General features: G+C 66.7%; 12 protein-coding genes and 1 pseudogene. 7 read left to right on the forward strand and 6 right to left on the reverse strand.

Annotated elements, in window-relative coordinates:
• Window positions 1–7 precede the first annotated feature (7 nt).
• Together DAT35_RS52605 and DAT35_RS52610 are read left to right on the forward strand one after the other, a co-directional pair.
• Window positions 8–1219 (forward strand): MFS transporter, encoded by a 1212-nt coding sequence (locus DAT35_RS52605; RefSeq protein ID WP_108077054.1) that lies wholly within the window; start codon window positions 8–10, stop codon window positions 1217–1219.
• 168 nt (window positions 1220–1387) lie between these two features.
• A complete protein-coding gene (locus tag DAT35_RS52610; protein ID WP_108077055.1) occupies window positions 1388–1828 on the forward strand; it encodes a hypothetical protein in 441 nt (146 codons plus the stop codon).
• 57 nt (window positions 1829–1885) lie between these two features.
• On the opposite strand, the gene DAT35_RS52615 is transcribed toward DAT35_RS52610, so the two are convergent.
• Window positions 1886–2107: a hypothetical protein gene (locus tag DAT35_RS52615; protein WP_108077056.1), complete on the reverse strand. Its 222-nt coding sequence runs from the start codon at window positions 2105–2107 to the stop codon at window positions 1886–1888.
• A 323-nt stretch (window positions 2108–2430) separates the two neighbouring features.
• Between DAT35_RS52615 and DAT35_RS52620 the strand changes: the two genes are divergently transcribed.
• The 4 genes from DAT35_RS52620 to DAT35_RS52635 all read left to right on the forward strand — a co-directional run bounded on the left by DAT35_RS52620 (window position 2431) and on the right by DAT35_RS52635 (window position 7461).
• A complete protein-coding gene (locus DAT35_RS52620; RefSeq protein ID WP_158502257.1) occupies window positions 2431–4875 on the forward strand; it encodes an MMPL family transporter in 2445 nt (814 codons plus the stop codon).
• Between the two features lie 614 nt (window positions 4876–5489).
• Entirely contained in the window at window positions 5490–6029 is a 540-nt protein-coding gene (locus DAT35_RS61560) for a hypothetical protein (RefSeq protein ID WP_233262224.1), read from the forward strand.
• Window positions 6026–6838: a hypothetical protein gene (locus DAT35_RS52630; protein WP_108077058.1), complete on the forward strand. Its 813-nt coding sequence runs from the start codon at window positions 6026–6028 to the stop codon at window positions 6836–6838. The genes DAT35_RS61560 and DAT35_RS52630 overlap by 4 nt, the downstream gene beginning before the upstream one ends.
• Before the next feature lie 293 nt (window positions 6839–7131).
• Window positions 7132–7461 carry a hypothetical protein gene (locus tag DAT35_RS52635; protein WP_146210238.1) on the forward strand — a complete coding sequence of 110 codons (330 nt, stop codon included), beginning with the start codon at window positions 7132–7134 and terminating at the stop codon, window positions 7459–7461.
• A 433-nt stretch (window positions 7462–7894) separates the two neighbouring features.
• Here DAT35_RS52635 and DAT35_RS61565 read toward each other — a convergent pair.
• From DAT35_RS61565 to DAT35_RS52665, 5 genes and pseudogenes are all read right to left on the reverse strand, one after another.
• Window positions 7895–8287: pseudogene (locus tag DAT35_RS61565) on the reverse strand (metallophosphoesterase); the annotation flags it as partial.
• 683 nt (window positions 8288–8970) lie between these two features.
• Complete coding sequence (locus tag DAT35_RS52650) at window positions 8971–9408, reverse strand: nuclear transport factor 2 family protein (protein ID WP_199243267.1); 438 nt, start codon at window positions 9406–9408, stop codon at window positions 8971–8973.
• A gap of 23 nt (window positions 9409–9431) precedes the next feature.
• Window positions 9432–10904, reverse strand: coding sequence for a phenylalanine--tRNA ligase subunit alpha (locus DAT35_RS52655; protein ID WP_108077062.1), 1473 nt, complete (start codon window positions 10902–10904; stop codon window positions 9432–9434).
• Window positions 10905–10906: 2 nt separating this feature from the next.
• Window positions 10907–12196 (reverse strand): cupin domain-containing protein, encoded by a 1290-nt coding sequence (locus tag DAT35_RS52660; protein WP_199243268.1) that lies wholly within the window; start codon window positions 12194–12196, stop codon window positions 10907–10909.
• Between the two features lie 47 nt (window positions 12197–12243).
• On the reverse strand, window positions 12244–13299 hold the full coding sequence (locus DAT35_RS52665) for an aminotransferase class I/II-fold pyridoxal phosphate-dependent enzyme (protein ID WP_108077063.1): 1056 nt from the start codon (window positions 13297–13299) through the stop codon (window positions 12244–12246).
• Between the two features lie 175 nt (window positions 13300–13474).
• Between DAT35_RS52665 and DAT35_RS52670 the strand changes: the two genes are divergently transcribed.
• On the forward strand, window positions 13475–14392 hold the full coding sequence (locus DAT35_RS52670) for a LysR family transcriptional regulator (protein WP_108077077.1): 918 nt from the start codon (window positions 13475–13477) through the stop codon (window positions 14390–14392).
• Window positions 14393–16090: the final 1698 nt, after the last annotated feature.

A 16090-nucleotide genomic window follows, 5' to 3' on the forward strand; every position in this document is an offset into this window, starting at 1 on the left:
GCCTTCCATGGCCGCGACGATGCGAGTGGCTCCCGCCCGGGACCTCTGGCGGGACCGGGTCTGGCGGCGGTGGGTGTGGGCGGCGTTCTTCGCGCGGCTGCCCGGAACGATGACGACGTTCGTCCTGCTGCTCACCGGGCGGTGGGCGAGTGACTCCTTCACACTGGGGGCGTGGATGGCCAGCGCGCACGCGGTGGGAGCCGCCGTGGTGGCGCCGTGGAGTGGACGCATGCTCGATCGCACGGGGCTGAACGTGGGGCTGCGCCGCGCGCTCCTCTGGCAGGCCGTGCTCGTCCTGGGGCTCGCGGTGGCGGCCGGGGTGAGGGCGCCCCCGCCGGTGCTGTGGGGACTGGCCCTGCTGCTCGGGGTGATGCCCTCCGGAATCCAGGGCGGATTCCGCGCGCTGCTCTCCTCGGTGGCCCCGGCCGCGCGGCTCGAGGCGGCCTTCGCGCTCGACGCGGTGCTGGTGGAGGTGCAGTGGGTGGTGGGCCCGCTGCTGGTGGGGGCGACGTCCGCCGCGGGCTCGCCCGTGTTGGCGCTGGGGTTGATGGGGGCGAGCGCGCTCGTGGCGAGCGTGTGCTGCCTGGGGCTTCCCGAGCGCCAGGCTCCGTCCGCCGCGGCCACGCTCCCTTCCGCCACGCCGGTATGGCGGGCGCCTGGAGTCGCACGGGTGCTGGGGATGGTGATCATCCTCGGCGTGAGCTGGGGCGCGATGGAGGCGGGGATTCCCCAGCGCCTCGAGGAGACGGGCTCCAGTGCCTCGCTCTGGGGAGTGCTGGCCGCGCTGCTCTCGGCGGCGAGTGTCGCGGGAGGGCTCGGCCACGCGCTGCTCCCGGGGAGCCGGAGCCGCCTGGACGGCACCTGGCGCGCGCACGGTCTGTTGTTGATGTGGGGGGTGCTGCTGCTTCCGCTGGGGTGGATGACCTCGGTGAGGGGACTGGCGGGGTGGCTCTTCGCCGCCGGGCTCTTCCTGGCGCCCCTGACGGGCATGTTGACCTTCCTGCTGCAGCAGGCGGTTCCTCCCGCTCGGCACGCGGAGTCCTTCTCCTTCTACAGCGCGTGCTGGTCCCTGGGCGTGGCGGTGGGGAGCGCGCTCGTGGGCGGAGGGCTCGAGGCCTGGGGGACGTCCCCGATGCTGGTGGGCGCGGGCCTGCTGCCGCTGGGGTTCGCGCTCCTCCTGGCTCCCGTGGGCCTCCGGCGGAAGCGGATGACGTCATGACGCGCGAAGGCGAAACCCCGCTCCGGCACGGGTGGATGTTGACCTGACGGCCTCCGCCGAGGAGCGAGGGCCCTATGGTGCGCGGGATGTGGTATGCGCCCGGTCGGGCCGGACGGGACTCCGCGGCCTCCGGGGCGTTGCACCCGGTGAACGAAAGGCATGATTGGGATGGCGTCACTCACCGAGACACTGACCAACGAGACCAGGAAGGCGGCGGTCATCGACGACTGCTGCTCGCTCATCGATGCCGAGGTCGCCGACAAGAGCGGCATCTCGGGTCTCGCCATCAAGGCGGGCTACAGCGCCGTGAAGGGCATCAAGCCCGGCTTCATCAAGCACGCCGTCTCGGATCTCCTCCCCGAGTTCGCCAAGGCGCTCGATCCGCTCTACCAGGAGGCCAAGACGGGCGGGAAGCCGGTGGGGGCCCACCTCCAGGCGAACTCCGGGCGCGCCGCCGATGCGCTCCTCTCCATCACCGACGGGAAGGTCCAGCACTCGAAGAGCGGCCTCATCAAGGGCACCTACGAGAAGCTGCGCGGCTCGGCGAAGAAGAACGTCGAGGCCGCCGTGCCCCGCCTCGCCCGGCTCATCGAGAAGCACGCGGGCTGAGCGGCGAGCGGCATCCCACCGGGGCTCGCGGGCTCCCGGTGGGTGGCCGTCCATCCATCAGTCGATGGGGGCAGGCCGGCACACCCCGCGGGTGCCTCCCGAGGTCCCGGTGTCGCAGTACCAGCCCGTCCCACAGGGAGGCAGGTCCACGCCACACTGCTTCAACTCCTGCCCGTTCTGCATCAGGGTGTCCTCGGACTCCTCGGCGGCGGGCCCGCCACAGCCGGCCAGCGCGACGACCGCCATCAGTCCCATGCTCCGCTTCCAGAACCTGCTCATGTGCAACCTCCACGGTGGGTGAAGCAGACTGGGACTCTATGCAATCCCTGTGCATGAAGGCCAATCCCTGTCGCCAGGGAGGCACATTCCGGCTCCGTGCGATGTCTGTGTAGCCGCCGGAGCAACACCAGACGGGAGGAATCCCAGACAGGTGTTGTCTCGGATGCGACACGTCCAGCCGCGACAGGGCTCGTGCGTCCAGCATGGCCGCTCGCCTCTCCGGCGAGCGCCGTGGCGGGGACGGGAGGCACGTGTTTCGCGTTCTCCGCTCCACGCTCTGCTACGGTGCGCCCCTGCACTTCCCCAGGAGCATGGGCGTACCGATGAATGCGCTGTCCCGGCTGTTTTCGATTCACGAGAAGATTCGCGCCCATACCCGTTGGACGGTCGTGATCTGCCTGCTCACGCTGGGGCTGACCGGTGCGGTGGCCAGCCGCATCCGCCTCGACGACAACATCGCCTCCCTGCTCCCGGGGGGACCGGGCTCGCCAGGCGAGGCCGCCAGGCTCCTCTCCGAGTTCGGCGCGCTGGACACCCTGCTCATCGATCTGTCGCTTCCCGGCGGCTCCCGGGACGAGCTCGTCTCTCTCGGCGATGATCTCCTCCAGCGGCTGCGGGCGACGGGACAGTTCGCACAGCTCTACACCGGGCCCAGGCAGGACGAGCTGATGAAGCTCGGGGGCGTCGTGCTCCCCAGGCGGCTCTTCCTGCTCGAGGATCCTCGCGCGGAGATTGAATCGCGCCTCGCTCCGGAACGGCTGCGGAAGAGTCTCTCCGACCTGAAGGTCTCGCTCACCTCGCCGCAGGCATTGGGGATGAAGCAGATGCTGCTGTCCGACCCGCTGGGCCTGAACGGCGATCTTCTCGCCAGGCTGGCGCGGCAGGGAGGCGACCTCCAGCTCGAGCGGGGACATCTGTTGTCGGCCAATGGGGAGCACCTGCTCGTGGTCGCCACGCCCAAGCACCGCGCGCTCGATGTCGATGCCTCCCAGGCCCTGATGAACGAGCTCTCGCGCGTGGCCGGAGAGCTGAAGCAGCACGGCTCGGGGCGCGCGGAGCTGCGCTGGGTGGGCGGGCCCCGCTTCGCCTCCGAGAGCGCCGCGGCGATCCGCCAGGACATCTCCGACAACTTCATCCTGTCCACCGCGGTGATGCTCGCCGTCTTCCTGCTGCGCTTCCGTGGATTGCGGCTGCTGATACTCGCCTCGGTTCCACTGGCCTTTGGCGTGGTGGGAGGCATTGCCGCGATGGTGCTCCTGCAGGGGCACATGCACGGGCTCACGCTGGGTTTCGGGTCCGCGCTGGTGGGAATCGCGATGGACTACCCGCTGCACCTCATCAACTGTGCGGCCGCCCAACCCGGGGATCGGGCGCAGGCCTACGAGTCGACGACGCGCGCGGTCTTCCAGGGCCTCTGCCTGGGCTTCTTCACCACGGCCATGGGATTCGCCGCGCTGCTGCTCTCGGACTTCCCGGCCCTGCGGGAACTGGCCTGGTTCTCCAGCATCGGGTTGATCCTGGCGTTCGTCTGTAACTTCCTGTTGGTGCCGCCGCTCTGTGCCCGCCTGGGGCCCCAGGGCCCGTCTCCTTCCAGCATGGCACCACGGCTGTTGCGGTTCGCGCTGCCACCGCGCGTGGCGCTGGTGACGACGATCGTGCTCCTGTTCCTGGGAGGATGGCTGGCGCGGAGCCTCGTGTTCGATGGCGATCTCCGCAAGCTCGACTCCCAGAACGCGCGGACCCTGGCGGACTACCAGGAGGTGCTCGCGCTGTTCAACCAGCCGTCGAGCTCGTCGCTGGTGGTGTCGAGTGGAAAGACACTGCAGGACGCGCTGCGGGTGAATGATGAGGTGGCGCGGGCCCTCGAGCCCCTGAGGCGCAGCGGGGTCATCACTTCCACCAGCAGCCTCGCCGGGCTTGTTCCGGCGGTGGCGACCCAGCGGGAGCGGGCGGAGAAGCTGCGGGGGCTCGACCTGGACGCGGCCCGCCAGCGGCTCGCGACCGCGAGCGCGGAGACAGGGTTCTCGGCCACGGCCTTCGGGCGCTTCTGGGACGAGCTCTCCGCGGTGACTCGGGGAGAGGTCGCACCGCTCGAACCGGCCGAGCTCCAGGAGACGGCGGTGGGGATGCTGCTCTCGCGCGCCGTCCGGTGCGAGGACTCGGGCTGCCGCGTGGTCACCATGCTGGAGCGGGCCCCGGGAAGCTCGATCGAGACCATCAGCGCGGTGCTTCCCGAGGCGGCACAACTGGTGGACAGCGAGGCCCTGGCGAACCGGGCGGTGGCGGAGATTCCCAGACAGATCGCGTTGCTGTGCATGCTGGGCATCTTCGGCAACGTCATCTTCCTCTCGTGGGTCTACCGTTCGATTCCCAAGGCCGTGCTGACGTGCCTGCCGTGCGCGGTGGCGCTGGTGTTGACGGTGGGGCTCATGGCGCTGCTCGGGATGCCGCTGAACCTCGTCTCGGCGGGCGGACTGGTGCTCGTCTTCGGGTGCGGCGTGGATTACGGAATCTTCGCGCTCGAGGGCTTGTCCGAGCACCAGCCCGACGGCGTGGAGCAGTTGGGCGTACTCCTGGCGGCCTTCACGACACTCGCGGGCTTCGGCACCCTCGCCATCGCGCAGAACGGAGCGATGCGCGCCCTCGGAGTTTCCACGGGGCTGGGAACGGCGATCAGCGCCGCGGTGGCGTTGGTGTTGTTGCCGGGACTGGCCACCGGGTGGTTGCGGCGCGGGGCTTCCTCCGCCTCGACGCCGCATCCGCAATAGCCCTACACGCCAGCCTCGAGCTCCACGTGTGGAAGCGACGGGAATCGAAGCCGCTATGGGCGGCTCCGCCCTCCCTCGAGACCAGAGGCACACTCCTCGTTTCCCTCTGGAAATGGGGCGCCCATCTGTCCGGGCGAGTCCAGGCGCGTCCGTTCGCTTTGGTCCCCTTGAGCCCTGTGCCGGGCGAGAGAGGCGAACCCTCCAGCCATAAATCCATCTTCTGGCGCCGATATCTGAACCTGCTGCCATCAACCCCGGAGGCCCCCACCAGCCCGAGTTGCCTGCCGGGCCCCTGGTGGCTGCCAACGAACGAGCCCACGGGGCCCGCCGTGGCGGCCGTCGTGCCCTGGCGACCCCACCTCACCTGCCGGGCCCTGGCGCCGTTGCTACTCTCCACACCGGCTTTGTGAGCGACTCAAGCGGCAAACTCGTCCCGAAGACACTCTCTCTTGAGACTCACCCATGGCCCCCCTTCACAGACAACTCCCTCAATGAATAAACCTTCTATTCCGCAGAGGTTTGGCGCATCATTGCTCGGCCTGATCCTTGTTTCCTGTAGTGCGACTCGCTCCCCAGTCCTCGGTCCCACTGGGATACATGATCTGTCCAGGTACGTGCTCATCATTGAGGAGGCGCCCGATGGGCGGGTGACTCACTCCTGGAAACCCCTCAGGGACTTCGACCTGGCGATGTATCCGAGGCAGGTGTACGCCGACGGTTTCCATGGGCGGCTTGAACAGGTCGTGTTCACGGACCAGGAATGTCACCATCAATACGAGGTCTGCGTCCCTACCTGTCTTGCAAGCACCAGAATCTTCCAGGTCGACAAGTATGTATACGATTCAAGTCAGTATGGACAGTGGAGGACTGGGAAGAAGCGGTACTGCCCGGAGGCATGCATGAAGCAGCTCGCCACGTGCCTCGCACAGGCGGAGGCCAGTCCCGTGCGATTCGAAGCCATGGACACAGCGGTTGATTGGGTCAAGCGACATCGAACCAAGATCCTGGCTGGTACGGTCATTGTCATTGCCGGTACCGCCTTCATTGCCGTGGTCGGCGCTTCAGGTGGGGCTGCGCTCGTCTTCGTACCGGTCGTGTTGGTGGCTTCCTCAGGTAACCCCTCGGGGTTCGAACTGATGCCGGAGACACCATGACGATCTCCGAACTGCTCTCCGCATCGGAAGCACTGGTTGCCGACCAGTGGCAGAAGCTCCAGTCGCCCGGCGACTCCAAGACATACAGTCTCCTGAAAGAGGCAGGCTTCTTCATCTGGCGAACAGGCCAGCTCTATCGCTTCGAGGACTATCTCGCACGCCCCTCGGCAGACCGTGCTGTCGATGTGAGAACCTCCTGGCGTGGCGAGAATGGCGAGGAGGCAAGCGGGGCCTGGCACACTCTCTCTCGAATCGGCGACACCCTGCGATCCGCGGAGAAGAAGAAGCTCATCCAGGTCGCCAGGGCTCAGCTCGAATTCATTGCTTCAACAGGCCAATGCGAGGAATTTCACGACTACTTGAAGACCTTCTACCGCAATCCTCCTCCGGTCATCGCCCGATTCGAGACGCGCGACGAGGCGGAGACCTGGTTGAGGAACCTCCCCGAGCCGCCCAGCAGCGCATATATCCTGGTGGGGAATGAATATCTGGAGGTCTTCTATTCTCGTGAGAGGGGCGTGCGTGCCCTTCGACGCGATTACGCACTGGAACGATTCATCGAGGCCGTCACGTCACGTGGGTTGCCTACCTCGGCGGCCTCGTTCGACACCCTTGCGGAGGCAGTGGTCTGGTGGAAGGGTCACCCTGTTCCGCCCCTGTCGGTCTTCGTGCAGATTGCGGGCGAGCACCATCTCGCGCTGTATCACAAGAAGATCGATTACCGCTCGCTGCACCCCATCTCCATCTTGGAGGACTGGCGGAGGGAGCAGGAGAGAATTGCAGCACAGGAGAAGGCGCGGAGCAGGTGATTGTCCATTCCGGAAGCTGAACCTTTCCGGGAGATATGGAGTGGAGGCGGCGGGAATCGAACCCGTGAATCAGGTGATGGAAAACCTCAGGCAGGACGCGCTGTTACCCGCTATCGCCTTGATCCCCCTCGGGTTCGTCATCCCGTCCCATCTCGTCCCGTTCAATTCCCCGCTGGAGGGGCACACTGGGGGCACATGCGGCCCAACAGGGGCAATCTGCTTGGACGCAAGCGGCCTGAGTTCCCCGGTCTCCCAGGGCTCACGAGAACCCCGTGGGAGGCGGACAGTAGCGTGTGCCCTGGAAAGGTGTGGCAGGGGAGGAGCGGGTGGAGGAGCGCGGGTGGGCGTACCGGCGGAGGCAGCCGGAGGGGACGGTGCTGTACGAGGCGGTGAAGGACAACCTGGCCACGCTGCTGGCGGAGGCGAGCGAGGTGGGGCGCGGCCTGCCCCGGTACGTGGAGCGGGACTGCGCCCGGTACTGTGCCCTACCGGCAGTGGACGCTGTCCTTTCCGCATCGGGTGCGGTGGGTGCTGCTCAAGGACGTGGGGCTCCCCTGGGGTTGCCCACGGCGAGTGCGCACCTGGCCCCTGAGCGAGGGCCGCCCCAGGGCGCGTGGTGTTGAAGCTCAAGCCGCCACAGCCAGCCAAGAGAGCCAGGCACCTGCCGCGCCCCTCGTGGGAAAGCGGCTGGGCTGGGCAGGCGTGTGTCTGCTGGAGATGAAAGGCTTGTGCGCCGGCTCGGCGTGCGGCTCATGGGCTCCCCGTCAGCGTCCCTCACCTCCCGCTCTGCTCCCGCCCGCTACGCCCAAGAGGGCTCCTGTCCTTCCTATGCTCCATCGCCGAGGTCGCGACACATGCGCTGCTTCGGTGGGATTACGAGGGGCAGGCACTGCGTATCACCGGGCCGGAGGCGCTGAGCTATGCAGAGATGACCGCACGGATCGGTGCAGTGATCGGCGAGCCGCTCGTGTTCCAGTCCATGTCCGACCAGGAAGCGCGAGCGTTGTTCGTGGCGCGACGGGAGGAGCCGGAGATGGTCGCGGCGCTCCTGTCCATCTTGCTGAGCGTCAGACTGTCCAGCACGACGCCGCCCGGATTGAGAAAGCGTGCGCGCAGCGCTCCATTCTCCACCACGACGTCGAGGTACCCGTAGGCCGTGTTGTTGCGGTAGGCGGCCCATGTCGGCTGGCTCTCGGGAAAGGCCCTCAGCGCCGCGCCACCACTTCCCACCACGAGGTAGCTCACGCCCTGCGTCGGCGCGGATGCCACCTCACTCCCGCGCATGGGTTTGCTGCGCTCGTAGTTGTGGTCATGACCGGTGAGGACCAGGTCCACGCCGTAGCGCTCGAAGAGAGGGCCGAACTCCCTGCGCACCGCGAGCTGTGAGCCATGCTCCCCGCTGGACCAGGGCGGGTGGTGGAAGAAGGCCACCTTCCAGGGCGCGGTGCTGCGTATAGGAGGGATGGGGGAGGTGTTGAGGGAGAGGGCTGGAGCCGAGGGGTGGAGGAGGGGTGCTGAAGGGTGCCAGGAGGCTGTGCGCCGGGCCGGTGGAGAGGCGGTGCAGCCCCATGGGGCACACATCGGCCCAGTGGCTTCCCCAGGGGGAGGCAGCAGGGGCGTGGGCGTCTTTGGCACCGTGACTGCTCGAGGCTCAACACCACGCGTGCTGGGGTGGCCCCTGCGCTGCAGCCAGCGCAAGCAGGCCGCGTGGGCAGCGTGTAGGCGAGCGCGCTCTTCACCGCCACGGGGCGCGAGTCATAGCCCAGCCACGCCCCATCCGGCCCACGCAGCGCGCCGAACTTCACGGAGATGAGCGCCTGGTCGCGCCGTCCCTGGAGCGCCCGGCCGAGAGCATAGGCGGCATGGGAGCCCTGTTGTGGGCGAGGGCCGGGGTAGGTGGTCGTCCAGGAGGGCCGCGCGACACGCATTGGACGGTGCAGGAGGGCCCCGAGGAGGCCCTCCCGTCGCGCTCCAGGCATACCCCTCCCCTGCGCAGCCGACCGGTCGCCTTGGGCTCCGCCGCGGGGGAGGTGTCAGAGGAGTCGTGCCGGCTCCAGGCCTGGAAGGAAGGCCGTGTGAAGTAGACGCGGCCGGTCACGCTCACCCGTTCGACATCCGGGTGAGCGTGGCGGTTACTCGAGCGGCTTGAACGTGGGCCGCCAGGAGCTGCCCGGGCCGTGCTCGGCCTCGTAGGCGGGGCGTGCGGTCACGGTATCATAGATGATGTGCAGCGCGGCCACCCGGCTGTTCTCGTCGACCTCCAGCACGTCCACGCACTCGAAATGCGCCGGCTGACCCGAAGGCAGAGTCCAGTCGAACTGGAACCAGATGGTGATCAGCGGCCGACCGTCGACCTGCTTGCCCTCGGTGACACCCTTCAAGCCAATCTTGGCGCGTCCGGTATCCTTGAACAGTGCGGTGTAGAAGTCCGCGGCGCGACGCGGACCGTACAGCGGCGAGTGGACGACGCCATCAGGCGTGTACAACTCCAGGATGGTGGCGAGATCGCTCTTCTCGAGGGACGAGAGATAGGTCTTCGCGATCTGCTCGGGGGTCATGTGGGGCTTCATGTCTGTCCTTGTCATGTGGGATTTCACGTCTGTCCTTGGGGTGATGGGAGAATTGACAAAGCATCGAGGTCGATCTCGAGGGCGCAGGTGGCGGCTGGGAGTCCGTAAGCCGCGAGGATTTCGGGAATGAGCCGCCCCGCGTATCCAACCGGCGTGCCGTCGGCGCTGAGCGCGACGCAGTGGCCATCCATCCAGGGCGCGCGGCGCGCGGCAGCGAGGCTCACCTGTCGACCCAGGCGTTGCAGCGCGACCGCGGCGGCCTCGATGAGCTGGTTCTGGCGATCCGGCTGGGTGCTGATGGCGGCCAGGTGCCAGGGCTGTGCCCCGAGCGAGGCGTCTATTCGTTGCAGCGCCTGGGGTGTCGGTCGGCGGCCCGGCGGCACGTGCGGCGCGCGCCGCAGTCCTTCGGGGGGAAGGAACACCCGGCCTTGTTCGAGGATCGAGGCCTCCAGGACACCGCGCTCGGCATTGCGCCGCAGGGTCTCCAACAGGCCCGGCAGCAGCGTCGTGCGCAATGCGGCGCCCTGGCCAGGCAGCGGATCCGTCAGCGTCAGGTGACGGCGGCGGGGGTCATCGTGCGGCAGGCCAAGACGGTCCGCCATGGCCGGATCGGTGAACGGGAACGAGGTCGTCTCGACATAGCCCAGGTCGACCAGTGCGCGCCCGAGCTCGTGCATGCCGCGTGCGCGCACCGCAGGCACCGGGCGGCCGGCCCCCGACAGGGCGAAGCGGATGTCACCGTCGACGATGTGGCGCAGATCGGAGAGGCCCTCGCGCAGCATCAGCGTGCGCTCCACGCCCATGCCGAACGAGAAGGCGTTGTAGACCGAGGTGTCGATGCCACAGTTGGCCAATACGGCCTGATGAACCATGCCGCAGCCGCCCCACTCCAGCCAGCCCTCACCGCCGCAGGTGCGGCAGTCGGTGGAGCGGCCATGGCAGACCTTGCATTGCACATCGATCTCGGCCGCGGGCTCCGCATAGGCGAACTGGTAGGGTCGCAGGCGCGTGACGATGCGGGGACCGAACATCGCTTCCGCCAGGCGGTCCAGCGTGCGCTTCAGGTCGTCCATCGTCAGGCCACGGTCCACGGCCAGGCCCTCGAGCTGATTGAACACCGGGCTGTGCGTGGCGTCGAGCGGATCGGGCCGGAATGTGCGCCCGATGTATATCTTGTAGAGCGGCGGCGTCTCGTGAAGCATTGCCCGCGCCTGCACAGGCGAGGTGTGCGCGCGCATCACGAGGCCGGAGCGCTCAGCGGGCTTGCCGCTGTCCGGCCCTTGCCCTCGCGGGTAGGCGACATAGTACGTGTGATCCGCCGCGCGGGCGAAGTGCGCCGCGCCCATGTTCAGCACGTCGAAGTTGAACCATTCGGATTCGACCTCGGGGCCCTCGGCCGCCGAGTAGCCGAGGCCCTCGAAGAATCCGATGATCTCGTCGCGCAACAGGGTGAGGGGGTGCAGCGTGCCAGCATGCGGTGGCGGGCGAGCATCCATGTTCATTCCTGACCCAGGGTCCACGCTGCGATGCGCGAATGGACCAGATCGATCTGATCCCAGGCGCGGCGGCAAATGTCCATCAACTGCGGCAGGGCGGAAGCGGGCAGGGTCCGGAGATAATCACGGCCGATATTGCGGTGGTCATCATCGGCGATCGCATGCACGTCGAAGTAATTGCTGGCTCGCGCCGCCTTCCCGAAGATCTCCGCGGTCGCCAGGCCAAAGGCATGCCCGCTGGACTCCACGACGAGGTGCACGACGACGATCTTCTGGGCCTCGTCGAGCTGATACATCTGTGTCAGGAACCAGCTGGAGGCCGCCTCGAGCGCGGGATCATAGGCCTCGTCGACGACGTTGTAGTTGTCGCGCAGCAACTGGTCGTGGCCGAACTCCTCCTCGAAGTGCTTGCGATACTCATCGCGGATCACCGGGTTGGAGCAGACCGCCTGGCGTGCGTAGATCATTCGCTGGAAGTATCTCGACCAGACGTAGAGCGCGGTGGTGAAGCGGGCACGCAGTTGGGGGTCGTTCTGCAAGCGGCGGCTGTTGAAGAGTGTGAACAGCGAGTTGCGGGTGTGCTTCTCGAGCAGCTCATCATTGAGTCGGTAGAGCGCGTCCAGCGGATTGTTGAGCTGGCCATGGAAGGCAACGCGCGCCGCGTCCTCCTTCTCGTAGAGACCATCGCCCTCGAACTGGATCGACAGGCCATGGAACACCTCGCCAGGGCGCGTCTTGAATCCGTGCTTGCTGAACGGAGACACACAGACCGTGTCGCCCTCGACCAGCTGCTTCGGATTGTCGCCGGTCAGCAGCACCGAGCCGCTGCACACGAGGATCATCGACTTCGTCGGGTGTTGGTGCACATCGAGCGTCTCGCCATCACGCAGGCGCACCCAGGCGAACGACGGTCGGGCCAGCTCCGGCAGAAAGGCGGCCAGACCTTCGTGGCGGCGGAAATCGCGCTGCTGTCCGAGGTTGTGCATCTCTCCGTCCATCTCAACGGACGTGATGGCCCGTATCTGTTCACGCGCAATCGTGAGGACGGGAAGATGGGCCGCAGCCGTCGCGCCATCACCGGCGAGGTGCGGATCACGGCTCTTGCCGTCGAGCTCGATGGAGGCGATGGCCTGGAGCTGTTCGGCGGAGCGGGTGACGGCAGGAGAGATCAGAGTGGCCGTTGCGCCATCGCCCGCACGGTGCGGACCGCGGGTCGTGTCTTCGTTCCCAACGGACGTGATGGGCTGGAGGTGTTCGGGGAGGGGGATGGGGGGAGAGAGGGGGGCAGTCATTGCGATGCTTCCTGTGGCGCGGAGGGTGTGGGGCTTGGGAGGGGCGGTCATCGCGACGTGGACGGCGGGACGTCACCTGTCAGCGCCGAGATCACGCGGTCATTGATTTCAGGTGTGCCGATGGAGATACGGATGTATCCCGGCCATCCCATCGGATTGGGAACGGTGTCGAAGCCGGCGTGCGCCAGATGCGCGCCGAGCGCGGCGTCAGCGCGAATGGTCACGAAGCCAGCATCGGCGTACACGCGCTCGATGTTGGGACAGCCCCGCAGGAGGGCGGCGAAGCGGTCGCGCTCCGTGATGAACGCATCGATCTGCGCACGGAGCCGTTTGGCATCGGCCAGCTCGGCATGTGCCTGCTCAATCACGGGCCGAGGCAGCGCGAAAGGCAGACGCACCTTGCGCATCGCCGCGATCAGCGGCGCCTGGGCGAACGCGGCACCGAGCCGCAGGCCGGCCATGCCGAGCGCCTTGGACATCGACCGCACGACGACGAGGTTTGGATGCGAATGGATCACATGGCGGTAGGAGCGCCGCTTCGTATATTCGACATAGGCCTCGTCGATCAGCACCAGCCCCTTGAAGGCGGACAGCAACCGCGACACGTCGTCGGGGTGGAGGCTCGTCCCCATCGGATTGTTCGGATCGCACAGCACGATGCCCTTGACGGGCAGCGCACAGAGCGCCTCCACGTCGAGTCGGTCGAATGCGTCGCCTTGCAGAGCAATGCGGTGCAATCCGAGTCCATGAACGGCCGCGAGTTCGTCGAACAGACGGAAGGTCGGCGACGTGATGGCGATCGCGTCTTTGCCTGGTTCGAAAAAGGCGCGAAACACGAGGTCGAGCGCATCGCCGGCTCCACGAGTCAATATCAATGTCTCGGGTGTCCCGCTGTCAGAGCGGGTCTGCTCGACCACGTCCAACGCGTCGACGTACCGCACCGCCAGGCCGAGGGCCATGTTGTCAGGATACCGGTTCTGCGCACCACCGAACGGGTTCTCATTATCCCTCAGATTCACCATCCCCCGGTCCTCGGACCGGGTCGGGAAGCTGAACGCGGGCTTCATCGAGCGCAAACCATCACGCGAGAGATCGGCTGTCACAACAGTGTTCCTCCAAGCAAGGGGCGCTGGGCTGTCACTGCCCGGTGGGCAAGCAATGGGTTGGGCTGGGAAAGAGAGATTGTCCGGCTGTCCTGGATCGATACCTTCTTCACGCCGGCGGGAAAAATAGGCTTTTGGTTAAAAGTCTCTCCCGCGAAACGGGATAATGCGCGCGATGGATGTCTTCCAAGCGATGCGGATGTTCACGAAGGTGGTGGAACTGGAGAGCTTCTCGCGGGCCGCGCAGCAGATGGGCATCTCCGCCACGGCAGCCTCGAGGCAGGTAGCGGATCTCGAGGCGCGGCTGAGAACACGGCTGCTCCAGCGCACCACCCGTAGGATCTATCTCACCGACCAGGGGCGGAGTTACTACGAGCGCTGTACCCGGATCCTCAAGGACGTGGAAGAGGCGGAGCTGGCCATCTCCTCGGCGGCGGAGAACCCCCGGGGCGTGTTGCGAATCAACGCCCCCTTGTCCTTCGGCCTCCATCACCTCGCGGCCCCGTTCCACGAGTACATGACGCGCTATCCAGACGTGAAGCTGGAGGTGTCGCTCACCGATACCATCGTAGATCTGGTCGAGGCGGGGCATGATCTGGCGTTGCGCATCACCCGGGAGGTGAAGACGACGCTGATCGCCCGGCAGCTGGCGCCGGTGCGCTTGGTGACCTGCGCCTCGCCCGCCTATCTCAAACGCCGGGGGATGCCGCACACGCCCGACGACCTGCGGCTCCATGAATGTCTCCATCACATCGATGACTCGCAGCCGGGGAGCTGGGAGTTCAAGGGGCCCACGGGCAGTGTCCGGGTCCCCATCCAGGGGACGCTGTCCACCAACAACGGGGACCTGCTGCGGGAAGCGGCGCTGGCGGGCCGGGGCATCATCCGGGAGCCCACCTTCCTGGTCGGCGAAGACCTGCGCCAGGGCCGGCTCGTGACCCTGCTGCCGGACTACCCGCTCACCCCGCTCCACCTCTACGCCGTCTATCCGAGCCGCCGCTACCTGCCCTCCACGGTCCGCACCCTCATCAACCTGCTGGTCGAACACTTCTCCCGGCCGCTCACCTGGGACGCCTGGATGCGGGGCCCGTGAGCGCCCGGGGGTTCACGGATTCGCGACACCCGCGAAGGGCCGTGAGCTAGATACCGCCCATGCCCGCCGTGTCCCTGGTGCTGTTCGTCCTCCTCTTGCGCGTATAGGAGGGATGGGGGAGGTGTTGAGGGAGAGGGCTGGAGCCGAGGGGTGGAGGAGGGGTGCTGACGGGTGCCACGAGGATGTGCGCCGGGCCGGTGGAGAGGCGGTGCAGCCCCATGGGGCACACATCGGCCCAGTGGCTTCCCCAGGGGGAGGCAGCAGGGGCGTGGGCGTCTTTGGCATCGTGACTGCTCGAGGCTCAACACCACGCGTGCTGGGGTGGCCCCTGCGCTGCAGCCAGCAGCGGTGTTCGAGGTAAACTCGCGGCGTGCGTGTGCGGGGGGACGCCCTAGTAACGACCGTAACGAGCACCGAGGTCGGCTGAATACCTCCTAGAGGTGACCAGAAGTACATGAGGAATCAGAAAGCAGACCATGGCCAAGAAACCACGCGAACAATGGGGCGACTACAAGCTATACGAGGCGATCAACGGGATTCTGGGGGGGAGGCTCTACCATCTAACGGACTGGGCGCATGCCGCCTCAATCGACGAGCACGGGCTTTTGTCGAAGTGCGAGGCGAATGCACGCGGAATATTTCCAGCTATGCCAGGGGGCAACGATCTAACTCGATACCTCGATGATCGACGGGGGGTTCTTGACGATGTCTTTCTCGGCTTCACTCCGAGCGGGCTGATGCCGAAGAATCCAGAAATTGACCGTCAGAGGCGGCCACTAGTTCTCCACATCGACCCAAGAATTGTCATCGAGAGGAACTTCAGAGTGTCGCTGGGCAGGTCAACTCGTTCACAAATCGTAAGCGACATGCGTGCAGTTTATGCGATGGACTGGGAAATACTGCTCAAGCCCCAGCCCCACCCGCGCTCCTCCACCAGCCCCTCCCCAGCCACACCTCGCCAGGGCACACGCTACCGTTCCCTCAAGCAGGGGCGGAGCCGGGGCAGGAGGAGGAGAGCCCCGCCTTTGCAGCGACGGTGGAGGAGCCTTTGGAAGGAGCGAACACCCCGTTTGGACTGGGCCGGGCTGCTGAGCAGGACGGAAAGCACTGGATGTGTTCGCGTGTTTGAGGTGTGGAGGCAGGCGGAGGGTGTTGGCGTACGAGAAGGGAGCAGGAGGGGTGAGAGCGATGGTGGAGCAGTTGGGGTTGCCCACGGCGAGTGCGCACCAGGCCCCTGCGCGAGGGCCGCCCCAGAGCGCGTGGTGTTGAAGCTCAAGCCGCCACAGCCAGCCAAGAGAGCCAGGCACCTGCCGCGCCCCTCGTGGGAAAGCGGCTGGGCTGGGCAGGCGTGTGTCTGCTGGAGATGAAAGGCTTGTGCGCCGGCTCGGCGTGCGGCTCATGGGCTCCCCGTCAGCGTCCCTCACCTCCCGCTCTGCTCCCGCCCGCTACGCCCAAGAGGGCTCCTGTCCTTCCTATGCTCTTCCCGACATCTCGTACCATGCTCTCGGGTGAGCTCGGTGCTGGCCGAGCGCACTCCATGGAGCACGGCAAAAAGGGCCCCAAGGAGCCCTGTACGAGTACACTGCGCGGCCGTTTTCGACGGGCAAAGTCAAACCAATGGATTCACGGAGGATGTGCGTGCGCAAGAGGGTGTCGATGAAGGCGTGGTTGGTGTCGTTGGTCCTGCTGTGTGCGGCG

Source organism: Vitiosangium sp. GDMCC 1.1324, from assembly GCF_003044305.1.
In the GTDB taxonomy this organism is placed as follows: Bacteria; Myxococcota; Myxococcia; order Myxococcales; family Myxococcaceae; genus Archangium.

Coding starts and splice junctions, on each gene's coding strand:
- DAT35_RS52605 (WP_108077054.1), top strand. CDS start 8: ATGGCCGCGACGATGCGAGTGGCTCCCGCCCGGGACCTCTGGCGGGAC.
- DAT35_RS52610 (WP_108077055.1), top strand. CDS start 1,388: ATGGCGTCACTCACCGAGACACTGACCAACGAGACCAGGAAGGCGGCG.
- DAT35_RS52615 (WP_108077056.1), bottom strand. CDS start 2,107: ATGAGCAGGTTCTGGAAGCGGAGCATGGGACTGATGGCGGTCGTCGCG.
- DAT35_RS52620 (WP_158502257.1), top strand. CDS start 2,431: ATGAATGCGCTGTCCCGGCTGTTTTCGATTCACGAGAAGATTCGCGCC.
- DAT35_RS52630 (WP_108077058.1), top strand. CDS start 6,026: ATGACGATCTCCGAACTGCTCTCCGCATCGGAAGCACTGGTTGCCGAC.
- DAT35_RS52650 (WP_199243267.1), bottom strand. CDS start 9,408: ATGAAGCCCCACATGACCCCCGAGCAGATCGCGAAGACCTATCTCTCG.
- DAT35_RS52655 (WP_108077062.1), bottom strand. CDS start 10,904: ATGGATGCTCGCCCGCCACCGCATGCTGGCACGCTGCACCCCCTCACC.
- DAT35_RS52660 (WP_199243268.1), bottom strand. CDS start 12,196: ATGACTGCCCCCCTCTCTCCCCCCATCCCCCTCCCCGAACACCTCCAG.
- DAT35_RS52670 (WP_108077077.1), top strand. CDS start 13,475: ATGGATGTCTTCCAAGCGATGCGGATGTTCACGAAGGTGGTGGAACTG.